Source organism: Sphingobium subterraneum, assembly GCF_014199435.1.
Classification (GTDB): domain Bacteria; phylum Pseudomonadota; class Alphaproteobacteria; order Sphingomonadales; family Sphingomonadaceae; genus Sphingobium; species Sphingobium subterraneum.
Genome location: NZ_JACIJP010000001.1, coordinates 968,635 through 989,627 on the forward strand (window position 1 = coordinate 968,635; position 20,993 = coordinate 989,627).

A 20,993-nucleotide genomic window follows, 5' to 3' on the forward strand; every position below is an offset into this window, starting at 1 on the left:
TCAGCGGCCGTCTATAGGAAAACCGTTTCCTTAATGGCTGCCGTTTGTTTAGGTTCTCTACCAATACATTAACTTCTCCGTCTCAGGGCTGCGTTTAAACAGTCAGATCATAAACGCGTCGCCATTCCCTTGTGCGTCGCAACGCAGGGTCAGCTTCTGCTATGACATCCATGGCCTTGCCCAATTCATACGGCATTTGTGACCTGTCGTCCGCGACCAACGCATCAAGCAGTTGCAGTGTATCTGCCGCGAACCTGTGAGCAAAGTCGTTGGTACCTTCTTCCGGCTCTTTAGAAAGACGATAGGTTATCCTGCGCCACGCCCCCGACGGTCGCATGACCAATGCCGCTCTTGGTCACGTCGGGAGCTGCCGCAACGTAAACCGCTATCACCCTATCAAAGCCAGCCAGCGCGCATTGCCGATCCGCTGCTGCCAATGCGCCTAGATGCTTCTGAAACCACCTTGACATAATGCTGCAGCGCTTCGAGGGCATCCGCCGAGAGCCGTGCGACCGTATCCGCTAAAAGCCAGCGCAATTTCAGTGAGGTTCCATCGGGCCAGTTGGAAAGCAAAGCTTTCCAAAATCCTGTAGGAATCTCTCCATCTCGTAGCGCGAAGCGTAGCGCACAGAGCGCACGGAAGGGTTGCGCTGCTACAAGGCCTTCGAACGGTCGGAAGTCTCGCCGTTCCCCATCTATCGCGTTCCGGCAGGCGAGCTAGAGACGCTCGTCGCGCACCAGCTACGCCGTCACACTGGCGCTCGATGGCAATCCGCTCTTCCTTCTCGCGAGATCATACTAAAGCACATAGAGAGGGTCACGCTCTATACTCGTTCCTTGGAACTTCGATTTCTTAAGAAAGAAGAACCAGTTGTCATCGAAGTGTCCTTGATACGGCGGAGCGGCGAATCACGCATCGCGACCGGCGCCGATAACAGCCCGGATCCCAAACAAGATCCAGCGCTGATCAAGCTGATCGTCCGGGCCCATCAAAGACATTATCCAATCCATCTACCGGCTCTCTGGATTCGGCGGCCCGCAGTCTGGGCGTTTCCAAGCAATACTTCTGTGGCCTTCTGCGCTTAAACTACCTCGCCCCTGATATTACTAAAGCAATCCTGAGGGCGGCAGTCGGCACATCTCAATCGCCAGTATTGGGCGCGTGTCACCAATCTGCCGGTTAATTGGGCGCATCAACGTGAGGCTCTGGGATTTGCCTGATCCAAAGGCCAACGGACCATCAGAACGCCATCGCATCCTGCGACCGCCAAATCCGACACCTGAGAATCTGCGCTATTCAAGCTTCCTCATATGCGCACTAAAAGTGTCTCTGTGTGGTCGACTAAGTTGCTGATCTTGAGCGTATGGCCCCGAAATGTCGGCACAAAATCGCATGCCGATATCGCTATAAATCATTGATTTTGAAAAGAAAATTAAAGAGTGGTGGGCGATGACGGGCTCGAACCGCCGACATTCTCGGTGTAAACGAGACGCTCTACCAACTGAGCTAATCGCCCACGCGCTGCTGATAACGGCGCTGTGTGGCGCGCTATCTATGCCATCTGGCGGCCGGGTCAAGCCGTTTTCGGCCGCAATGGGGATTCATCGCATGGGAGCGTGCCGGTGGCCCGACCTCATGCGGTGCCTTCTCCTGATGCGCTGAGCAGGTGGGTCCGGCTGGCCGCGAACCAGTGATGCACCGCCTTCGTCCCTTCCTCGGACAGAGTGATGAACACCCTGCGTCCATCGCCGGGATCGGCTTGGCGCACCAGCAGACCACGGTCGGTCAGTTGCCGAATCCAGCGCAGCGCCGTGGTCGGCGGAACGGCGGCGGCGATGCACAGGCTCGACACCGAGACCTGAGTGCCTTCCAGTTGCGCGGCCATCAGATCAAGCATGATGTCCCATGCGGGATCGGCAAAGAGTTCGGACGAAAAGATATGGTCGCGCAACCGCCGGGCCCGCAGAAGCGCCCGGACCTGTTGCGCATCGATGGGTTCGGGCGCATTCTCATTGAAATCAGGGAGTGGAAAAGCCGAAAAATCATTGGCGGGAGACCGGAAGAGAGCGGTGTCTCCCCTCGCCCGTCCAGAGTTGCCCTTCCCTACCATCCCCTCGACCGGCGTGCGGTCCTGTACCAGATCCTCGATCGTTCGCGCCAGCCGAGCCAGTTCGTCGGTCAACCGCTCCAACCGTTCGCCTTCGTTCTCCCGGCTGATATCATGCAGCCATTGACCATTGCCGCGACGTCGCAGCACGGCACAAAACGCGGCGGCAATATCCTGCGCGTCCGCATCGCAGAGAATGATGGCGCCGGGCGTGCGTACGGACGCGTAGACCATATCCAGTCCCGCGAGACCCACGAGAATGATGACGTCCGTACCGCCGTTCAGCGCCATGGCATCCATGCGCGCGACCAGCGATTCCAATCCCGGCTCATCGCCCCGGCAGGACAAGATGATGACATCGACATCCACTGTCATCGCGAGGCGGGCCGCCCCCTGGTTCACCGGAACCACGTCGAGCAAGCGGCACCCGGTCGCCGGGATCAGCCCGTCCCACGGCGTGTTTTCGGCGCCGATGACGAGCACAGAGCGCTGAAAATGCCCGCTCCATATGCCACCGGGAACGGTATCGGTCAGGCGGGAAAAGGGAAAAGGCGCCGTGCTTTCCGCCCCGAACGCCACCGGTCTATCCTGCATTATGCTGCTCCATTTCGGCTGTTAACCAATCCACTATGAACAAAAACCACGGAAAAACCCGGGCACAATCCTCCAAAACGGCGGGGAAATGGCGGTTCACAGATGCAGGGTCGGGGCCGCCATAACCAAAGCAAAGGCTTGCAAACCGAACACGGCCAAAATCAGCAGACAACATTCTCCAAAATGGAGACAATTAATCGTTCTCGTGCCCAGCATTTTTAACCCCCCTTACCCGATGACGTGTCACCGCCCTGTTCTTATTATGTTCCATAATAGAGGATGTCGAGCAGAAAGTTCCTGTTCCGTTCTCAACTTGCACGTATTCGCACCCGCACGCTTTCTTGCGCCCCGCGCGGCCCAAAGGCGTTGACTCCTGCCTCTCATCCGCTATTGCGCAGCGGCATCGGGATTAACCCGCTTTGACCGCCGGTTGATGGGCGGCGCGGCATATAGGGGTTGGGGGCACCGACCGGAACTCCGGGCTCACAGCGCTTACCGCCCTCCATCCTTCCCCATCCGGCTTCGTCAGGCGCTTTTGCGACGGAGACGCACAGATATGACAGCCATCGGACAGGACACTTTGGGCACGCGCCAGACCTTGACGGTCGAAGGCAAGGACGTGGCGATCTTCTCGCTCAAGAAGGCGTCCGAAAAGCTGGGTGACGTTTCCCGCCTGCCGTTCTCGATGAAGGTGCTGCTCGAAAACCTGCTCCGCTTCGAAGATGGCGTGACTGTCACGACCGACGATATCAAGGCAATCGTCGACTGGCAGGAAACGCGCAAGTCTGACCGGGAAATCCAGTACCGCCCCGCCCGTGTCCTCATGCAGGATTTCACCGGCGTTCCCTGCGTGGTCGACCTGGCCGCGATGCGTGACGCGATGAACGCGCTGGGCGCCGACGCCACGAAGATCAACCCGCTGGTCCCCGTCCATCTCGTCATCGACCACTCCGTCATGGTCGACGAGTTCGGCACGCCCAAGGCGTTCGCGGACAACGTGGAACTGGAATATCAGCGCAACTCAGAGCGTTACGAGTTCCTGAAGTGGGGCAGCAAGGCGCTCGACAATTTCAAGGTCGTCCCCCCCGGCACTGGCATCTGCCATCAGGTGAACCTGGAGCATATCGCGCAGACCGTGTGGACCAGCACCGCGCCCGACGGCGCGACCATCGCCTACCCTGACACCTGCGTCGGCACGGACAGCCACACGACGATGATCAACGGCCTGGGCGTGCTTGGCTGGGGCGTCGGCGGGATCGAGGCGGAAGCCGCGATGCTCGGCCAGCCGGTTTCGATGCTCATCCCCGAAGTGGTCGGCTTCAAGCTCAACGGCTCGCTCCGCGAAGGCATCACCGCCACCGACCTGGTGCTCACTGTGACGCAGATGCTGCGCGCCAAGGGCGTTGTTGGCCGTTTCGTCGAGTTCTACGGCCCCGGCGTGTCGGAACTCTCGCTGGCCGACCGCGCGACCATCGCCAACATGGCCCCGGAATACGGCGCGACCTGCGGCTTCTTCCCGGTTGACGGCAAGACGCTCGACTATCTGCGCCTCACAGGCCGCGAAGAAAGCCAGATCGCATTGGTCGAAGCCTATGCCAAGGAGCAGGGCTTCTGGCTCGACACCGCTGCCGCCGACCCCGTGTTCACCGACACGCTGGAACTGGACATGGGCACGGTCGTTCCCTCGCTCGCCGGTCCCAAGCGCCCGCAGGACAAGGTCGTCCTCAGCCATGTCGACGACGTGTTCAACGCCGACCTTGCCAAGGTTTATGGCAAGACCGCCCCTGCCCGCGCGGCAGTCGAAGGCGCAGACCATGATATTGGCGACGGCGACGTAGTGATCGCCGCAATCACGAGCTGCACCAACACCTCCAACCCCAGCGTGCTGGTCGCCGCCGGTCTGGTCGCGAAAAAGGCGTTCGAGAAAGGCCTGAAGCCCAAGCCATGGGTGAAGACCTCGCTTGCACCGGGATCGCAGGTTGTGACTGATTATCTGAACAAGGCGGGCCTCACGCCCTATCTCGACGCGGTGGGCTTCAACCTCGTCGGCTATGGCTGCACCACCTGTATCGGCAACTCCGGCCCGCTCGCCCCGGCGATCAGCGCTTCGATCAACAGCAACAACATCGTCGCCGCGTCAGTGCTGTCGGGCAACCGCAACTTCGAAGGCCGCGTGTCCCCCGACGTGCGCGCCAACTTCCTCGCCAGCCCGCCGCTGGTTGTCGCTTATGCGCTGAAGGGCACGGTCACGACCGATTTTGTCGAAACGCCGATCGGTCAGGGCAGCGACGGCGCGGACGTCTATCTGAAGGACATCTGGCCCTCGAACGAGGAAGTCCGCACCGTCATGGACGGCGCGATCAGCCGCGACATGTTCCAGAGCCGCTACGCCGCCGTGTTCAAGGGCGACGAGAAGTGGCAGGCGATCGATGTTGCGGGGTCGGATACCTACACATGGCGCGCGGGATCGACCTATGTCGCCAACCCGCCATATTTCGAGGGCATGGGCATGACCCCCAAGGCTGTGGCCGACATCACCGATGCCAAGCCGCTGGCGATCTTCGGCGACTCGATCACGACCGACCACATCTCGCCCGCCGGTTCGATCAAGGCATCCTCGCCCGCCGGCATCTATCTGCAAGAGCATCAGGTCGCTCAGGCCGACTTCAACAGCTATGGCGCGCGCCGTGGCCATCATGAAGTGATGATGCGCGGCACCTTCGCCAACATCCGCATCAAGAACCTGATGCTCGATGGCGTCGAGGGAGGCATGACCCGCTACAACGGCGAAGTTATGGCGATCTATGACGCAGCCATGCGCCACAAGGCAGACGGCACCGCGCTCGTCGTCATCGCAGGTAAGGAATATGGCACCGGCAGTTCGCGCGACTGGGCGGCAAAGGGCACGAACCTGCTGGGCGTCCGCCTCGTCATTGCCGAGAGCTTCGAGCGTATCCACCGCTCCAACCTCGTCGGCATGGGCGTGCTGCCGCTCCAGTTCAAGGATGGCGAAGGGCGCGAAAGCCTGGGCCTGACCGGCGACGAAACCTTCTCGATCAGCAATGTTGCGGGCCTGAAGCCGCGCCAGACCGTGACGGTCAACGCCAAGCGCGCGGACGGATCGGCCTTCTCGTTCGAGGCGCTGTGCCGCATCGACACGATCAATGAGCTGGAATATTTCCTCAACGGCGGCATCCTGCCCTACGTGCTGCGCAAGCTGGCGGCGTAGGTAGACACGCTGGGCTTGGCGGACAGTGTCTGCCAAGCCTGCCGCCATAGTCCCGTCCGGACTGAGCCTGTCGAACCCCACCCTGTTGCAACATTAAGGGCGGCCCTTCGACAGGCTCAGGGTGAACGGGATGGGTTGTTTATCGAATAATCCCGATCATACCGATTACGATCACCGCTTGGCGGCCGCCTGCCTTGGCAGGACAACCACCGAATAGCTCTTCTTCGGCACCAGATATTTGCGGGCCAGCACCTGAAGATCCGCCGCAGTCACCTCCAGCAAATCACTGCCCAGCGATTTCATGACCGCGATGTATCGGGGATCGCGCGTCGCGCCCTCCATCTGGTTCATCCAGAACGCATTGCCCGTGCTGGCACGTGAGAGCAATTGCCGCATCGGCGCGGTGGTCCGCTGAAGCTCGTCCGCGCTCACCGGCTTGCTGGCAAGGTCGGTCACGATATCGCCGATCAGCGCGTAGAAATAGTCGATCCGCTCGGGCTTCAACTGGCTGCTCACGACGAGATAGCCCTTGCTCTTTTCATAGGCGAACGGCCAGTTCGATTGCGCCTGCGGGCTGTAGCTCGCGCCGTCAATCGAACGCAGCTTCTCAAACAACCGGTCGCTGATGATCTGCGCGAGAATATCCAGCCGCCGCGCGTCCTTGGTCTGTGCAAAGCCCGATCCCGTGGGCCAGGCGATGGTCGCCGCGGCCTGATCCGGGTCGCCATCGTGAAAGAGCACGAGCGGCGTCTTGTTATGCTTCGGGAATTTAAGCGTCCGCCCCTCGCGCGACGGCTTCGTTTCCGCTCGCGGGGGAAGAGCGCCGAATGTCGCGGCGACAGCGGCCACCGCTTCATCCGCCTTCACGTCGCCGAACACCTGCACCTCAATGGGACCAGCAGCAAGGATTGGCTCCCACTGCGCGCGAAACGCAGCCGGGGTCAGCGCGGCCACTTCCTTGGCGCCGGGTGTCAAGAACCGCGCGTCGCGGTCACGCAACAGCCACATCAGGTCGCGACCCAGCACAGCGTCTGGCGAACCGGACATGCTGTCCTGTGCGGCGGTCAGCGCGGCTTTGGTCCGCTCAATGGGTGCGGGATCCCACGCTGGAGCGGCGAGCTTGGTCGCAAAGAGCTTCAATTGATCGCGATAGTCGGCCGGCCGCGTGAGCGCCGCCATCTCGAACGCGTCATCGTCGATCCCGAAATCGAAACCCAGCCGTCGGCCATTAGTCAACTCGTCGAGGTCACGCTGCCCCAGCTTGCCGATGCCATTGGCCGCAAGGATATAGCCCGCCGGGCCGCTCGGTACGGTCTGCCGGGGCGACAGGTCCTGCTGCCCATGGCCAAAGCGGACATTGATGCGAACCTTGCCCGATTCAGCCGTGTTGGCGAACAGCGTCAGCTTGACCCCGTTGGCGAAGGTGATGATCTGCATACCCAGCGGCTGCGTCTCGGTCGCCACGACCTTGCCCGGCGGACCCAGCTTGGGAAGGTCGTCCATCGTCACCGCATCGGAGGACAGGCGGATATTGCTCGCCGCCGCGACGGGTGTCGCCAGCGTGGTGGCAAGCTTCTGCTCCGCCCCCTGCTCCGCTGTCGGCAGCACCAGCATAGCGCGCATGGCGTCGCTGGTGAACATGCGCCGCGTCGCGGCGAGCATCGCGGCAGGCGTCATCTGCGGACGGGCGCTGCGCAAGATGCCGAGGGCAGTCTCCGGCGAAACGGTCGTCTCGCGGATGTCCACGGCGCTCGCGATATCGCTGGCCTGCTTGGCGCTGGCCTCTGTATCCTGATTTTCCACCAGTACCGCGAGAGACGTATCAAACTGCGCGTATTCGCGGGCGATGTCCTGCTCCGTCGGGGGCGTCGCCTTGGCGTCCTCGATGACGGCGCGCACGTCGTTCAGCGCCTTCTGCCAGTCCTTGCCGATCGGCACGATCGACACAAACGTTCCGTCGACCGAGCGGCTGACATCCTGCACGTCGACACTTGCGGACAGGAAGCTTGCCGTGCCCCGGGCGGCCTGTTCCAGCCGCCGGTTGATGAGTTGCAGCGCCACCATGTCGGAGAGCTTGCCCTGATTGTAGACGATGGTGTCGGCCTTGGGCCGCCATGGCCGTAACCACGCCAAGGACAGGGTGATCGGCACTCCTGGCTGCACCACTACGGCCGATGTCGGAGCCTTGGGATCTGGTGCGCCGAAATCGGGCTGCGGTGCCGCCGTCCCACTGCGCTTCCATGCGCCAAAGTTCTGGATAATGAGGGCTTCGGCCTGCTTGCGATCAATATCCCCGGAAATGGAAATTACCGCATTCTCGGGACGATACCAGCGGTCATGAAAAGCCTGCAAAGCATCTGCCCGAGCTGCGGTGAGAGTCTCGGGCGTGCCGATTGGTGACCGTTTGGCGAGCAGTTGCCCCGCGAAGTATAGCTCCCGCGTGGCGTCAGCGACCTTGGTTCCTGGCCCCATGCCCTCGCGCATTTCCGCAAGCACGACGGCGCGCTCCGCATCGACCGCCGCCGGTACGATATTGGGGTCGGTCATCATACCCGCGAGAATCTTGAGGCTTTCGTTCAGACTGTCGGGAACCGCCTGCGGAAGGTCGAGCGCATAGGTCGTGCCGGTCGGCGTTGTCTGCGCGTTGCTGTCGCTGCCAAAACTGACGCCCAGACGCTGCCAGATGCGTTTGGACTCGCCATCAGGCACATATTTCGACCCACGAAAGGTCAGATGCTCCATGAAATGCGCGAAACCCAGCTCGTTGTCTCGCTCCATCAGCGATCCGGCGTCGATCCGCAGACGGACCGACACCTGCCCTGGCGGCACGCCGTTGTTGCGGATCGCGTAGCGCAGCCCGTTGGGGAGCGTGCCGAACAGCCACTGCGTGTCGATCGGAACATCGCTGTTTTCGTAAAGCCATGGACGCGGCGCAGCTACCGGAGCAAGCGCCTTCGCGACAACGGGCGCCGCAACCGCAGGCTTGCGCACCGGTAGCGGCGGCACCTTGCGGACCACCGGCGCGGCGGGCCGGACCACCGATTTCGCCTGAAGCGGCGCCGCAACACCGCTCCAGATCAAGGCAACAAAACTCAGGGAAAGCAGCGCACGCGCGGAACGATGGGTCATAGGGCGCCGACCCTAACGCCCTTTTTCTGAATGACCACTGACAATCGGCGGGTGGTGGGATTTAGGGCCGCCCAGCTATTATCCGTACCGTTCGGGCTGAGCCCGAAAGGATATATCCCTACCGCCCCTCGAATTTCCGGACCGCACCTTGATGCTGGCCGACGCCACCCTTGCCGCGCGGACGGAACGGACGACGTGCGCCCTCCCCGGCTCCGGCGCCAGGTGCGCCCTGACCCGCAGCGCGAGCGGGACGTTCCCCACGCGGACGCTCTGCGTGAACGCGGTCCCCCTGCGGACGTTCACCCTGCGGCCGGTCGGGCCGATGGGCGCGGTCGGGCGATCCGCGCTCGGGGCGTGCGCCCCGGCCCTGATCGGCACGCCGTCCGTCGCCGCGCGGACCCGGACGGGCTCCACGACGATCGGGCGCTGGCTTGGGCAGGTTGCGCTGGATCTCAGCGAAATTCTCCGGCAGCGGCACGACTTCGCACTTCACGCGCGTAATCCGCTCGATCGCACGCAGGAAGGGACGCTCGTCGTCCGCCACGAAACTGACCGCGATGCCGTCCGCACCTGCGCGCGCCGTGCGGCCAATGCGGTGAACATATTGCTCGGCCACATTGGGCAGCTCGAAGTTGATGACGTGGCTGACGCCCGATACGTCGATGCCCCGCGCCGCGATATCGGTCGCGACCAGCAATTTGACATGGCCGTGACGAAACGCCTGCAGGGCCGCAGTGCGCTGCGCCTGGCTCTTGTTCCCGTGAATGGCGACGGCGGCAATGCCCGCCCCCTCCAGATAGCGCACGACGCGGTCCGCGCCATGCTTGGTGCGCGTGAAGATCAACGCGCGGTCGATTTCCTCGGTCTTCACCGTATGGGTCAGCAGCGCCTGCTTCTCCGCCTGGTTGACGAAGGTCGCATATTGCTGGACCCGCTCGGCGGTCGTGCTCTGCGGCGCGACCGAGACACGGACAGGATCGTTGAGGAACTGGCTGCCCAGCTCCGCGATTTCCTTCGGCATGGTTGCCGAGAAGAACAGGTTCTGCCGTTCCTTGGGCAGCATCTTCACGAGCCGCTTGAGGGGTTGGATGAAGCCCATGTCCATCATCTGATCGGCTTCATCGAGGACGAAGATTTCGACGCCGCCCAAATGGAAGGCGCGCTGCTCGATCAGGTCGATCAGACGGCCCGGCGTGGCGACAAGGATATCGACGCCCGCTTGCAGGCCACGGATCTGCTTGTTGATCGGCACGCCGCCGAACACGGTCGCGATGGTGAGGCGCATGAAGCGCGCATAATCGCGGAAGCTGTCGGCGATCTGCGCGGCGAGCTCACGGGTGGGCGAAAGGATCAGCATGCGCGTGCTGTGCAGCGGCGTATGCTTGGGGTTGCGGTGGAAATAATCGAGCGAGGGCAGCGCGAAGGCCGCGGTCTTGCCGGTGCCGGTCTGAGCGACGCCACACAGATCGCGCCCTTCGAGAAGCGGCGGAATGGCCTGCGCCTGAATCGGCGTAGGGGTGTCGTAATTCTTGGCGGCCAGCGCCCGGATAATGGGTTCGGCAAGGCCGAGATCTTGAAATTGCATAAATTCTCACATCAATGAGCGTCGCGTCCAGCCACCGCAATGCGGCCCGGACACGAGGCGGGTTCCGAAACGACCCGCGTGAAAAGGGAAGCCTCTAAGCTACAGCGCAAGTCATTGGCCGGTCTCCTCGCCCTTCGGGGTGGAGACGATCACGCTACCAATCGCGATACGGGCACGATGCCCGGTTGCTGCGCTGCGGGAGCCTCTGAACGAAAAGGCGCGAAAATGCAAGCGAAACTTCGAGTGACCTCCGTCGTGCTTGAACATTGGATCGAAAAGGCCCACATCGCGGCCATGCTGATAGAGACCGAAAAGACGCCGAATCCGGCAACACTCAAGTTCATCCCCGGCCAAACCGTGATGGATGCAGGCACGCGCGACTTTGCAACCCCGGAAGAAGCCGAAGCCTCTCCGCTCGCCGATGCGCTTTTCGGGCTGGGCGACGTCACCGGCGTGTTCTTCGGCCGGGACTTTATCTCGGTGACCGTGGCCTCTCCGGACGATTGGGTGCAGGTGAAGGCCGACGTCATCGGCACCTTGCTCGATCATTTCTCCGCCGGAATGCCGCTTTTCCGTGTGGGTACCGCCAGCGACATTCACGTGCCCACCGATGATGTCGAAGCGACGGATGATCCCGCCGACGCGGAAATCGTCGCACAGATCCGCGAATTAATCGATACGCGCGTGCGCCCCGCAGTGGCGAATGACGGCGGCGACATTATCTACCGCGGGTTCGACAAGGGCAAGGTCTATCTGCGGATGCAGGGCGCGTGCGCGGGATGTCCGTCATCGACTGCCACGCTCAAGAACGGCATTGAGTCCCTGTTGAAACATTATGTGCCGGAAGTGACCGAAGTCCTTTCCGTTTAAGCGGGCTTTATGCGCATTTGCAATTATCGAATAATCCCCTAAGCGCGACGTCAGTATTGCGCGGAGGCGGGTCGGATCATTGCGAACGCTTGTTATTGACACAGCGACAGAAGCCCTGTCGGTCGCGTTATGTGACGACGACCGCTGCATTGCCGCCTTTCACGAAATCGTCGGACGTGGTCACGCCGAGCAGTTGATGCCCCGTGTCGCCGCGCTGCCGGAAGGGGGGCGGGCCGAGCGCATCCTTGTCGACACCGGGCCGGGAAGCTTCACCGGCGTGCGGGTTGGCCTCGCGGCCGCGCGGGCGCTTGGGTATGCGTGGAATGTTCCGGTCGTGGGTTACAGCGCGCTCGCGCTCGTCGCCTTGGCCGCCCGGCGAACGCATAACAGCGCCGAACCCATCACCGTCGTGATGACAGGGGGGCACGGAGAGCTGTTCTGGCAGCAATTTGCGGTGCAGGATCTCGCCCCGCTGGCTCCCCCGGTATCGACGCCGATCTCGGTCCTGGCCGGACAACTCGATAGTCCGTTGGTTTATGGGTCGGGCGCCACGGCGCTCGTCGCGGCAGGGTACAAAGGACGCGCTGTCCCCCTGCATCCCGAGGCGGCCGATGCCGTTGCCCTTCCCCCTGCCCTTTTTCAGGAAGAGGCGGGCGCCGTATATGGTCGGGGCGCCGACGCCATGACCGTTGCACAGCGCCAGACCCTCGCGGTGGTCGGACAGCGCGATGAGTGAGGGCTTGCGCCTAGTCCGCCACGACCGGCCAAGTGTCCGTGCGGAGGCCGCCGCCATGGCGATCATGTCCGAAGCATTCGATCCGGCTTATGGCGAAGCATGGAATGCCGCGCAACTCAGCAGTTTTGTCACTCTTCCCGGTGTTACTCTTACTATTGCACAAATAAACGGAGCATGGCTCGGTTTTAGTCTTGTACGCATGATTGCCGACGAAGCGGAACTTTTACTGCTGGCTGTAGGCCGACAGTGGCGCGGGCGGGGCGTTGGTAAAGCTTTGCTAAACGACTGTCTTGCAATGACACGACTGTCGGGTATTGAAACCTTGCATCTGGAAGTAAGGGAAAATAATCCTGCCGTTCATTTTTACAGAAGCATTGGCTTCGAGCAGGTTCATTTTCGGCCACGTTATTATCGCGGTCGAGATGGAACATCCTATGATGCTCTCAGTTTCAGATTGAAACTGTAACTTTAATTTAACCATTGTATCTCGCTCCAAAATGGAGCTATATTGTCGAGGACAAGAAAGCGAATTACTTGGGCCGCTAAACATTAAAACAGGAGCATTGTGATGACCGACGATACCGCACAAACTGAAATGCTGATTACACTGACGGCGGACATCGTCGCCGCTCATGTTTCCAACAACAGCGTCGCGGTTTCGGACCTGCCTGTCCTCATCCAGAATGTGCACAATGCTCTTTCGGGGCTGAATACGCCGCAAGCAGCTGCCGAGGTTCGGCAGGAACCAGCTGTATCGGTGCGATCTTCTATCAAGCCCGACTATATCGTCTGCCTGGAGGATGGCAAAAAGCTCAAAATGCTCAAGCGCCACCTGATGACGCATTACCAGATGACACCGGACGATTACCGGACGAAATGGGGCCTGCCCGCCGATTACCCCATGGTCGCGCCCAATTACGCCGAGCAGCGCCGGTCGCTGGCCAAGAAGATTGGCCTCGGCACGCAACGCGGTCGCCGCAAATAAAGCTTTGGGATTCGCATAAAAGGGAGGGCGCGCAGAGAAATCGGCCGCCTTCCCTTTCCCATTTCCGGCGATGCGTTTAGATTAATCAAAATAGTCGAGGAATCGAGTAGCGCATGCCCCGGAAAATTGATGTTGAAGCCTTGTGCGCTGAAAAAGGTCTGCGAATCACCGATCAGCGCCGAATCATTGCCCAGGTGCTATCTGAAGCGGAAGATCATCCGGACGTCGAAATGCTGCACCAGCGCGTTTCAGCCATCGATCCGGGCATCTCGATCGCCACTGTATACCGTACTGTACGCCTGTTCGAAGAGGCGGGCATCCTGGAGCGCCATGATTTCGGCGATGGCCGTTCCCGCTATGAGGCGGCCCCGGAAGCGCATCACGACCATCTTATCGACGTGGAAACCGGCAAGGTAATCGAGTTTGTCGACCCGGAGCTGGAACAACTGCAAAAGCAAATCGCGGAGAAACTCGGCTTCCGGCTCGTGGATCATCGCATGGAACTCTATGGCGTATCTCTCGATCGCAAGGGCTGATCCTTGGGCGTGATGATGCGGCGGTGGCGCAGGATCGCGGCCCTCATCGGAAGCCTGCTGATCTGTCTTTTCCCACATCTGTTCTGCAAAATGTTGCACCTTCACTCGCCATGGCCGCAACGATTCCTGGGGCTGGCGGCGCGGAGCGTTGGTGCCCGCGTGACCCGCTCCGGCCGACCCGTTCTTCACGACGTGTTCTACATCTCCAATCATGTGAGCTGGATCGACATATTGGCGATGGGCGGTGCGACGGGATGCGCCTTCGTATCCAAAGATGATGTCGGGCGGTGGCCGATCGTGGGATGGCTCGCCGCGCAGAACAACACGATCCTCATTGATCGAAGCAATCGTGCGTCGGTAGGCCAGCAAATCGAGACCGTGCGGGCCGCCATCGCGGCGCATCAGCCCATCGCACTCTTCCCGGAAGGGACAACAGGCAACGGCCATGAGCTGCTGCCGTTCAAGCCGACCTTACTGGCCGTGCTGTTCCCCCCGCCGCGCGCCATCCGCATCCAGCCCGTGTTTATCGATTATGGTGAGGCAACCGACGACATCGCCTGGCATGGACAAGAAGGCGCAGGCAGCAATGCGAAGCGCATTCTCGAACGGCCTGGAACGGCACCGGTAACGCTCCATTTTCTCGAACCTTTCGACCCCGGCGATCATCCCGATCGCAAGGCGATAGCCGCCGAAGTGCGAAATCGTATCGAAGCCGCGCTCGCGGCTTCCGTGCGCGCCCCCCGCCCTGTATAGCGGTGTCAATGACTCGCAAAACCCCGCAAGCCCTCCCCAAGACATTTCAGGTCAAATCCTTCGGCTGTCAGATGAACGTCTATGACGGAGAACGCATGAGCGAGATGCTCGGCGCGCAGGGCATGGTTGCGGCGGAAGACGGCGCAGACGCCGATATGGTGGTGCTCAACACCTGCCATATCCGCGAGAAAGCGGTGGCAAAGGTCTATTCCGACATCGGCCGGATGCGCCGGGAAGACGGCAGCCGCCCGATGATCGCGGTGGCTGGCTGCGTCGCACAGGCCGAAGGCGCGGAGATCAGCCGTCGGACGTCGATGGTCGATATCGTCGTCGGCCCGCAGGCCTATCACCGCCTGCCCGACCTGATCGTGCGCGCAGCCCAGGGCGAAGAGGCGCTCGACACCGATATGCCGGTCGAATCGAAATTCGGCGCCCTGCCCGCCCGTACCCGCCAGTCCCGCCCCACGGCCTTCCTCACCGTGCAGGAAGGCTGCGACAAGTTCTGCACCTATTGCGTCGTTCCCTATACGCGCGGCGCGGAAATCAGCCGACCCTGGTCTGCGATTGTCGACGAGGCCAAGGCGCTGGTCGATGGCGGCACACGGGAGATCACCCTGCTCGGCCAGAACGTCAACGCCTGGACCGGGGAAGACGACAAGGGCGTGGTGCAAGGCCTCGACGGGCTGATCCGCGTGCTGGACCGGATGCCGGGGCTGGAACGCATCCGCTACACCACCAGCCACCCCAACGACATGACCGAGGGCCTGATCGCCGCGCACGGCGATGTCGAAAAGCTGATGCCGTTCCTCCATCTGCCCGTGCAGGCGGGATCCGACCCCATCCTCAAGGCGATGAACCGCAGCCACACCACCGAAAGCTATCTCCGTCTGATCGAGCGGGTCCGCCAGGCGCGCCCGGACATCGCGTTGTCCGGTGACTTCATCGTCGGCTTTCCGGGGGAGAGCGATGCGGACTTTGCCGCAACCCTCAGAATCGTCGAGGAAGTGCGCTACGCCTACGCCTTCTCGTTCAAATACAGCTCTCGTCCCGGTACACCGGCAGCCGACATGGACCACCAGATCGCGACCGAAGTGATGGACGAGCGCCTGCAGCAACTTCAGGCACGGATCATTGCGCACCAACAGGCGTTCAACACCGCGACCGTCGGCAAGCGCACGCGCATCCTTGTGGAAAAGCCAGGGCGCAAGCCGGGTCAGGTCATCGGCAAGTCGCCGTGGCTGCAGTCGGTCCATGTCATCACCGATGCACAGATCGGCGATATGATCGATGTCGATATTGTCAGCGCGGGGCCGAACAGCCTCGCCGGGGAACTGGTAAGGAGGAAAGCCGCTTGATCCACAGCACCGCCGTTCACTTGCATCTGCCGCACTCGGCAGAGGAACCCGATGGAACGACGAGCGCGATGGAAAGGCGGACTTCCTGATGGCGAAAAAGCAGACCCGCGCCGAACCCGGCGACCGTGCCCGGATCGAAGTCAGTTTCGATAAGCCGCACCTGCTCGGTACCGTCTTTGGCCAGTTCGACCAAAATCTCGTGGCGATCGAGAACCGGCTGGGCGTCTATATCGCGGCGCGCGGCAACAAGCTGCAGATCGAAGGCCAGGCCGAAGCCGCCGCACGGGCGCGCGATGTCATTACGGGGCTCTATAATCGCGTAAACATGGGGCAGGATATCGACGCGGGCGCGGTCGACGCCGTAATCGCGATGTCATCCGAACCGACGCTTGACGGTATCATCCGGCATGACGTGTCAGAACCGCCCAAGATCATGATTCGCACCCGCAAGAAAACGATCGTCCCGCGCTCCGCGACGCAGGTCACCTATATGGAAGAACTGATCCGGCAGGACGTGATCTTCGCGCTGGGTCCGGCAGGTACCGGCAAGACTTACCTCGCCGTCGCACAGGCGGTCAGCCAGCTGATCACCGGTAGCGTCGACCGCCTCATCCTCTCCCGCCCCGCCGTGGAAGCGGGTGAGCGGCTCGGTTTCCTGCCCGGCGACATGAAGGAGAAGGTCGACCCCTATCTGCGGCCGCTTTATGATGCGCTCTACGACACCCTGCCCGCCGAGCAGGTGGAGCGCCGCATCGCGAGCGGCGAGATCGAGATTGCGCCTTTGGCCTTCATGCGCGGACGCACGCTCGCCAATGCCTTCATCATCCTTGACGAGGCGCAGAACACCACCATTGCACAGATGAAGATGTTCCTCACCCGCTTTGGCGAAGGCAGTCGGATGGTGATCTGCGGTGATCCCAAGCAGGTCGACCTACCGCAGCCGGGCGTGTCCGGCCTTGCCGACGCGGTGGGGCGCCTGGAAGGCGTAGAGGGCATCGGCGTCGTATCCTTCGGCATTGCCGATGTGGTGCGTCACCCCGTCGTAGGGCGTATCGTGCAGGCCTATGAGGGGCCGGATGCTTGATATCGCAGTTCAGGGCGAGGAGGGCTGGCCCGCCGGGACGGACTGGCCTGCCCTGGCCGCCGATGCGGTGCGCGCCGCCATCGCGATCTCGCCCTATGGCGAGCTGGCGACGATCACCGCGCTGGTGGAGATTTCGGTCAAGCTGACCGATGACGAGGAAGTGCGCACGCTCAACCGCGACTATCGCCATAAGGACGCGCCGACCAACGTCCTGTCCTTCCCGCAAGTGCAGCCCGATCTGATCGAGGCACTCGCCAACACCGACGATGGCGAGGCCCTCTTGGGTGATATCGTGCTCGCGTCCGGCGTCTGCACCCGGGAGGCAGCAGACAAAAACGTCACCATGGCCGATCATGCATCTCATCTTATCGTACATGGGACTTTGCATCTGCTCGGCTATGACCATATGATGGATCACGAAGCCGAAGCGATGGAAGCGATGGAGGTGGCCGCGCTCGCGTCCCTCAACATCGCCGATCCTTACGCCGCTGCAACAGGGGAATAACCACTATCATGGCTGACGACAGCCCGACGCCCGCGAAAGAAGCAGACAGTAGCGAAGGCGGTAATTTATGGCAGGGCATCAAGTCCCTGCTGTTCGGCAATGACAGCGACCAGACGCTGCGCCGCGAGATCGAAGAAGCGATCGACGAATATGACGAGGAGGACACTGCCCCGTCGACCGATGCGGCAAAGGGCGACCTTGGCCCGCTCGAACGGCAGATGCTGCGCAACCTCCTGCATTTCAGCGAACATACGGTCGACGACATCGCCGTTCCCCGCGCGGACATTATCGCCATCGAGGAAAAGGCGAGCTTTGCCGAACTGACCGCCCTGTTCGCTGAAGCCGGGCACAGCCGCATTCCTGTCTATCGCGACACGCTCGACACCATTGTCGGCATGATCCACATCCGCGATGCATTCGCTGTGCTGGTCGGCAAGGAACCGCCGCCCAAGGCGCTCGCCGCCCTGATTCGCCAGCCACTTTACGTCCCCGAAAGCATGGGCGTGCTCGATCTGCTCGCTGAAATGCGCGCCAAACGGACCCACCTCGCGATCGTGCTCGACGAATATTCGGGCACCGAAGGTCTCGTGACGTTCGAGGACCTGGTCGAGGAAATTGTCGGCGACGTCGAGGACGAGCATGACGACGCGCCAGAGGACATGCTCGTCGCACTGGACGATGGCCTTTGGGAAGCGGACGCCCGCGCCGAACTGGACGATGTGGCCGACACCATCGATCCCAAACTTGCCGATGTCGAGGAAGACGTCGACACGCTGGGCGGCCTCGCCTTCGTCATCGCGGGCCATGTGCCGCAAGCGGGCGAGATCCTGCTCCACGTCAACAGCGGCTGGCGGCTGGAAATTGTTGCCGCCGACCCGCGCCGCGTCAAAAGGCTTCGGCTGCACCCGCCGGGTGGGGATGAGGAAAAGGGCGAGTAAGACAACTTCCTCGCCCGTTCACCCTGAGTAGGGACTGAGCTTGTCGAAGTCCCCGCATCGAAGGGTGCTTCGATATGCCATTTCGTCAGGCTCAATGGCACCTCAGCACGAACGGAGCACGTCAGCTTGATGGTCTGATCTTTACACCCCCTCGCCAACCCGGGCGGCGCTTGCTATCGCAGGGGTATGACCGATTTCCGCGACCCGTTCGACAGCATCAAGGACCACCCTTTCGATACCGCGCTGTCCGAACGCTATCTTGTCTATGCCCTGTCGACCATTACCGCGCGCTCGCTCCCGGACCTGCGCGACGGACTGAAGCCGGTGCATCGCCGCCTGCTCTGGGCGATGCGGCTTCTGCGGCTTGAACCCTCGGGCGCGACGCCCGATACGCTGATGGCCAATCCAGCGCGCAACGCCACAAGCTACAAAAAGTGCGCGCGCGTCGTGGGCGACGTCATCGGCAAATACCATCCGCACGGCGACGCCAGCGTCTATGACGCCATGGTCCGCCTGGCGCAGGACTTCTCGCTGCGCACGCCGCTGGTCGATGGCCAGGGGAACTTCGGCAATATCGACGGCGATAACGCGGCGGCAATGCGCTACACAGAAGCGCGCCTGACGCAGGCGGCCGCAGATCTGATGGATGGGCTGGATGAAGGCACGGTTGAATTCCGGCCCACGTACAACGGCGAGGAAGAGGAGCCGGAGGTGTTTCCCGGCCTGTTCCCGAACTTGCTCGCCAACGGCGCCAGCGGCATCGCGGTGGGCATGGCGACCAGCATCCCGCCGCACAATGTCGCGGAGATCATCGACGCCGCCACGCTGCTCATCGACCAACCGGAGACCGATCACCCCGCGCTGATGCAGATCGTGCGCGGGCCAGACATGCCAACGGGCGGCGTTCTGGTCGACGCGCCGTCCGTCATTTCCGATGCCTATGCCGTCGGGCGTGGCGCGATGCGCATCCGCGCCCGCTGGCACAAGGAAGACGAAGCGCGCGGCGTCTGGAACATCATCATCACGGAAATCCCCTACCAGGTCGGCAAATCCAAGTTGATCGAGCAGATCGCCGCTCTGATCACCGAAAAAAAGCTGCCGATCCTCGCCGACATTCGCGACGAGTCCGATGCCGAAATCCGTATCATTCTCGAACCGCGCAGCCGCACGGTTGACCCGGGCGTGCTGATGGACAGCCTCTTCCGCCTGACCGATCTGGAGGTGCGCTTTAGCCTCAACATGAATGTACTCGACGCCACTCATACGCCGCGCGTTCTCTGTCTTAAAGACGTTCTTGTTCAATGGCTTACTCATCAGATCGACGTGCTGGTCCGGCGCGCGCAGCATCGGCTGGACAAGATCGCCGCGCGTGTCGAACTGCTCGACGGATACATCATCGCCTATCTCAATCTCGACCGGGTGATCGAGATCATCCGCACCGAGGACGAGCCCAAGGCCGTCATGATGGAAGAATTTCAACTCAACGACCGGCAGGCCGAAGCCATCCTCAACATGCGGTTGCGCTCCCTGCGCAAGCTGGAGGAGATGGAGCTGCGCCGCGAACATGCGGAATTGCTGAAAGAGCGCGACGAGCTGCAGAAGCTGGTCGAGAGCCCTGCACGACAGCGGACGAAGCTCAAGCGCAATCTCGCCGACCTGCGCAAGCGCTACAGCCCGGAGAGTGACCTTGGCCGCCGTCGCACCGCGGTCGAAGAGGCTGCACCAGCCCGTGAAATCCCCCTGGAAGCGATGATCGAGCGGGAACCGATTACCGTCATCCTGTCCCAACGTGGCTGGATTCGCGCGATGAAGGGCCATGTCGACACGGCAGCGGCCGATGCACTCAAGTTCAAGGAAGGCGACGGCCCCGCCTTTGCCTTCCACGCGCAGACCACCGACAAGCTGCTGCTCGCTTGCGCCAATGGCCGCTTCTATACGCTGGCGTCGGACAAACTGCCCGGCGGACGCGGTTTTGGCGAACCGGTGCGCCTGATGGTCGATCTCGATAACGAAACGGAGATTATTGCCCTGCTTCCAGCCCGGAGCGAAGGCAAGATGCTGCTCGCCGCGAGTGACGGGCGCGGATTTGTCGCCGCCATGGCTGACGTGGTCGCGGAAACGCGCAAGGGCAAGCAGGTCGTCAACGTCCGGCCGGGCGCGCGGCTTGTCGCGGTCCGACCGATCGCGGCGGGAACAGACAGCGTCGCCGTTATTGGTGAGAACCGCAAGCTGCTCGTCTTTCCACTCGCCGAGCTGCCCGAAATGGCGCGCGGCCAAGGGGTTCAACTCCAGCGCTATCGCGACGGGGGATTGTCGGACATCACCGCCTTCGCGCTCGCCGACGGGCTGAGTTGGACCATGGGTGGCGAGAGCGGTCGCACCCGCACGGAGGCCGACCTTTCCCCTTGGCGCGCGGCGCGAGGGGCAGCTGGGCGGATGCCACCAACGGGCTTTCCCCGGAACAACCGGTTTGGGTGAACGGCGCTCGCCCGCGCAAAATGATCCGGGTCTCAGACCGGAAACGGAAATTCGCGTCTAAAATGGGTTTAAGCGCTTAATATTCTTTGTGAATGGACGTTTATCCTA

The 20,993-nt window shown here is 61.9% G+C and carries 15 protein-coding genes and 1 tRNA gene; 12 read left to right on the forward strand and 4 right to left on the reverse strand.

Features of this window, described 5'->3' with window-relative positions:
* Positions 1-1,441: 1,441 nt before the first annotated feature.
* A tRNA-Val gene (locus FHS92_RS04715) sits at positions 1,442-1,517 on the reverse strand.
* A 117-nt stretch (positions 1,518-1,634) separates the two neighbouring features.
* On the reverse strand, positions 1,635-2,702 hold the full coding sequence (locus FHS92_RS04720) for a helix-turn-helix domain-containing protein (protein WP_184077917.1): 1,068 nt from the start codon (positions 2,700-2,702) through the stop codon (positions 1,635-1,637).
* A gap of 556 nt (positions 2,703-3,258) precedes the next feature.
* On the opposite strand from FHS92_RS04720, the gene acnA reads away from it, so the two are divergent.
* Positions 3,259-5,931, forward strand: coding sequence for an aconitate hydratase AcnA (acnA, locus tag FHS92_RS04725; protein WP_184077919.1), 2,673 nt, complete (start codon positions 3,259-3,261; stop codon positions 5,929-5,931).
* A 171-nt stretch (positions 5,932-6,102) separates the two neighbouring features.
* Here acnA and FHS92_RS04730 read toward each other — a convergent pair whose 3' ends face one another.
* Both FHS92_RS04730 and FHS92_RS04735 read right to left on the reverse strand, forming a co-directional pair.
* Complete coding sequence (locus FHS92_RS04730; RefSeq protein WP_184077921.1) at positions 6,103-9,060, reverse strand: M16 family metallopeptidase; 2,958 nt, start codon at positions 9,058-9,060, stop codon at positions 6,103-6,105.
* Positions 9,061-9,178: 118 nt separating this feature from the next.
* The gene (locus FHS92_RS04735; RefSeq protein ID WP_184077923.1) at positions 9,179-10,645 is read right to left on the reverse strand and encodes a DEAD/DEAH box helicase; all 1,467 of its coding nucleotides are present in this window, start codon (positions 10,643-10,645) and stop codon (positions 9,179-9,181) included.
* 294 nt (positions 10,646-10,939) lie between these two features.
* On the opposite strand from FHS92_RS04735, the gene FHS92_RS04740 reads away from it, so the two are divergent.
* The 11 genes from FHS92_RS04740 (at position 10,940) to parC (ending at position 20,885) form a co-directional block, all read left to right on the forward strand.
* On the forward strand, positions 10,940-11,515 hold the full coding sequence (locus FHS92_RS04740) for a NifU family protein (RefSeq protein ID WP_184078810.1): 576 nt from the start codon (positions 10,940-10,942) through the stop codon (positions 11,513-11,515).
* Positions 11,516-11,594: 79 nt separating this feature from the next.
* On the forward strand, positions 11,595-12,251 hold the full coding sequence (tsaB, locus tag FHS92_RS04745) for a tRNA (adenosine(37)-N6)-threonylcarbamoyltransferase complex dimerization subunit type 1 TsaB (RefSeq protein ID WP_184077925.1): 657 nt from the start codon (positions 11,595-11,597) through the stop codon (positions 12,249-12,251).
* 55 nt (positions 12,252-12,306) lie between these two features.
* Positions 12,307-12,717 carry a GNAT family N-acetyltransferase gene (locus tag FHS92_RS04750; protein ID WP_343056654.1) on the forward strand — a complete coding sequence of 137 codons (411 nt, stop codon included), beginning with the start codon at positions 12,307-12,309 and terminating at the stop codon, positions 12,715-12,717.
* 102 nt (positions 12,718-12,819) lie between these two features.
* On the forward strand, positions 12,820-13,236 hold the full coding sequence (locus tag FHS92_RS04755) for a Ros/MucR family transcriptional regulator (protein ID WP_184077929.1): 417 nt from the start codon (positions 12,820-12,822) through the stop codon (positions 13,234-13,236).
* 113 nt (positions 13,237-13,349) lie between these two features.
* Complete coding sequence (locus FHS92_RS04760) at positions 13,350-13,772, forward strand: Fur family transcriptional regulator (protein ID WP_184077931.1); 423 nt, start codon at positions 13,350-13,352, stop codon at positions 13,770-13,772.
* Positions 13,773-13,931: 159 nt separating this feature from the next.
* The gene (locus FHS92_RS04765; protein WP_425506226.1) at positions 13,932-14,525 is read left to right on the forward strand and encodes a lysophospholipid acyltransferase family protein; all 594 of its coding nucleotides are present in this window, start codon (positions 13,932-13,934) and stop codon (positions 14,523-14,525) included.
* An 8-nt stretch (positions 14,526-14,533) separates the two neighbouring features.
* The gene (gene miaB, locus FHS92_RS04770) at positions 14,534-15,880 is read left to right on the forward strand and encodes a tRNA (N6-isopentenyl adenosine(37)-C2)-methylthiotransferase MiaB (protein WP_184077933.1); all 1,347 of its coding nucleotides are present in this window, start codon (positions 14,534-14,536) and stop codon (positions 15,878-15,880) included.
* Between the two features lie 88 nt (positions 15,881-15,968).
* Entirely contained in the window at positions 15,969-16,964 is a 996-nt protein-coding gene (locus tag FHS92_RS04775; RefSeq protein ID WP_184077935.1) for a PhoH family protein, read from the forward strand.
* Positions 16,957-17,469, forward strand: coding sequence for an rRNA maturation RNase YbeY (gene ybeY / locus FHS92_RS04780; RefSeq protein WP_184077937.1), 513 nt, complete (start codon positions 16,957-16,959; stop codon positions 17,467-17,469). The genes FHS92_RS04775 and ybeY overlap by 8 nt, the downstream gene beginning before the upstream one ends.
* Positions 17,470-17,477: 8 nt before the next feature.
* Entirely contained in the window at positions 17,478-18,407 is a 930-nt protein-coding gene (locus FHS92_RS04785; protein ID WP_184077939.1) for a hemolysin family protein, read from the forward strand.
* Between the two features lie 186 nt (positions 18,408-18,593).
* Positions 18,594-20,885, forward strand: coding sequence for a DNA topoisomerase IV subunit A (gene parC / locus FHS92_RS04790; RefSeq protein ID WP_184077941.1), 2,292 nt, complete (start codon positions 18,594-18,596; stop codon positions 20,883-20,885).
* Positions 20,886-20,993 lie beyond the last annotated feature (108 nt).

Coding starts and splice junctions, on each gene's coding strand:
- FHS92_RS04720 (WP_184077917.1), bottom strand. CDS start 2,702: ATGCAGGATAGACCGGTGGCGTTCGGGGCGGAAAGCACGGCGCCTTTT.
- acnA (WP_184077919.1), top strand. CDS start 3,259: ATGACAGCCATCGGACAGGACACTTTGGGCACGCGCCAGACCTTGACG.
- FHS92_RS04730 (WP_184077921.1), bottom strand. CDS start 9,060: ATGACCCATCGTTCCGCGCGTGCGCTGCTTTCCCTGAGTTTTGTTGCC.
- FHS92_RS04735 (WP_184077923.1), bottom strand. CDS start 10,645: ATGCAATTTCAAGATCTCGGCCTTGCCGAACCCATTATCCGGGCGCTG.
- FHS92_RS04740 (WP_184078810.1), top strand. CDS start 10,940: ATGCTGATAGAGACCGAAAAGACGCCGAATCCGGCAACACTCAAGTTC.
- FHS92_RS04750 (WP_343056654.1), top strand. CDS start 12,307: ATGGCGATCATGTCCGAAGCATTCGATCCGGCTTATGGCGAAGCATGG.
- FHS92_RS04755 (WP_184077929.1), top strand. CDS start 12,820: ATGACCGACGATACCGCACAAACTGAAATGCTGATTACACTGACGGCG.
- FHS92_RS04760 (WP_184077931.1), top strand. CDS start 13,350: ATGCCCCGGAAAATTGATGTTGAAGCCTTGTGCGCTGAAAAAGGTCTG.
- miaB (WP_184077933.1), top strand. CDS start 14,534: ATGACTCGCAAAACCCCGCAAGCCCTCCCCAAGACATTTCAGGTCAAA.
- FHS92_RS04775 (WP_184077935.1), top strand. CDS start 15,969: ATGGCGAAAAAGCAGACCCGCGCCGAACCCGGCGACCGTGCCCGGATC.
- ybeY (WP_184077937.1), top strand. CDS start 16,957: ATGCTTGATATCGCAGTTCAGGGCGAGGAGGGCTGGCCCGCCGGGACG.
- FHS92_RS04785 (WP_184077939.1), top strand. CDS start 17,478: ATGGCTGACGACAGCCCGACGCCCGCGAAAGAAGCAGACAGTAGCGAA.
- parC (WP_184077941.1), top strand. CDS start 18,594: ATGACCGATTTCCGCGACCCGTTCGACAGCATCAAGGACCACCCTTTC.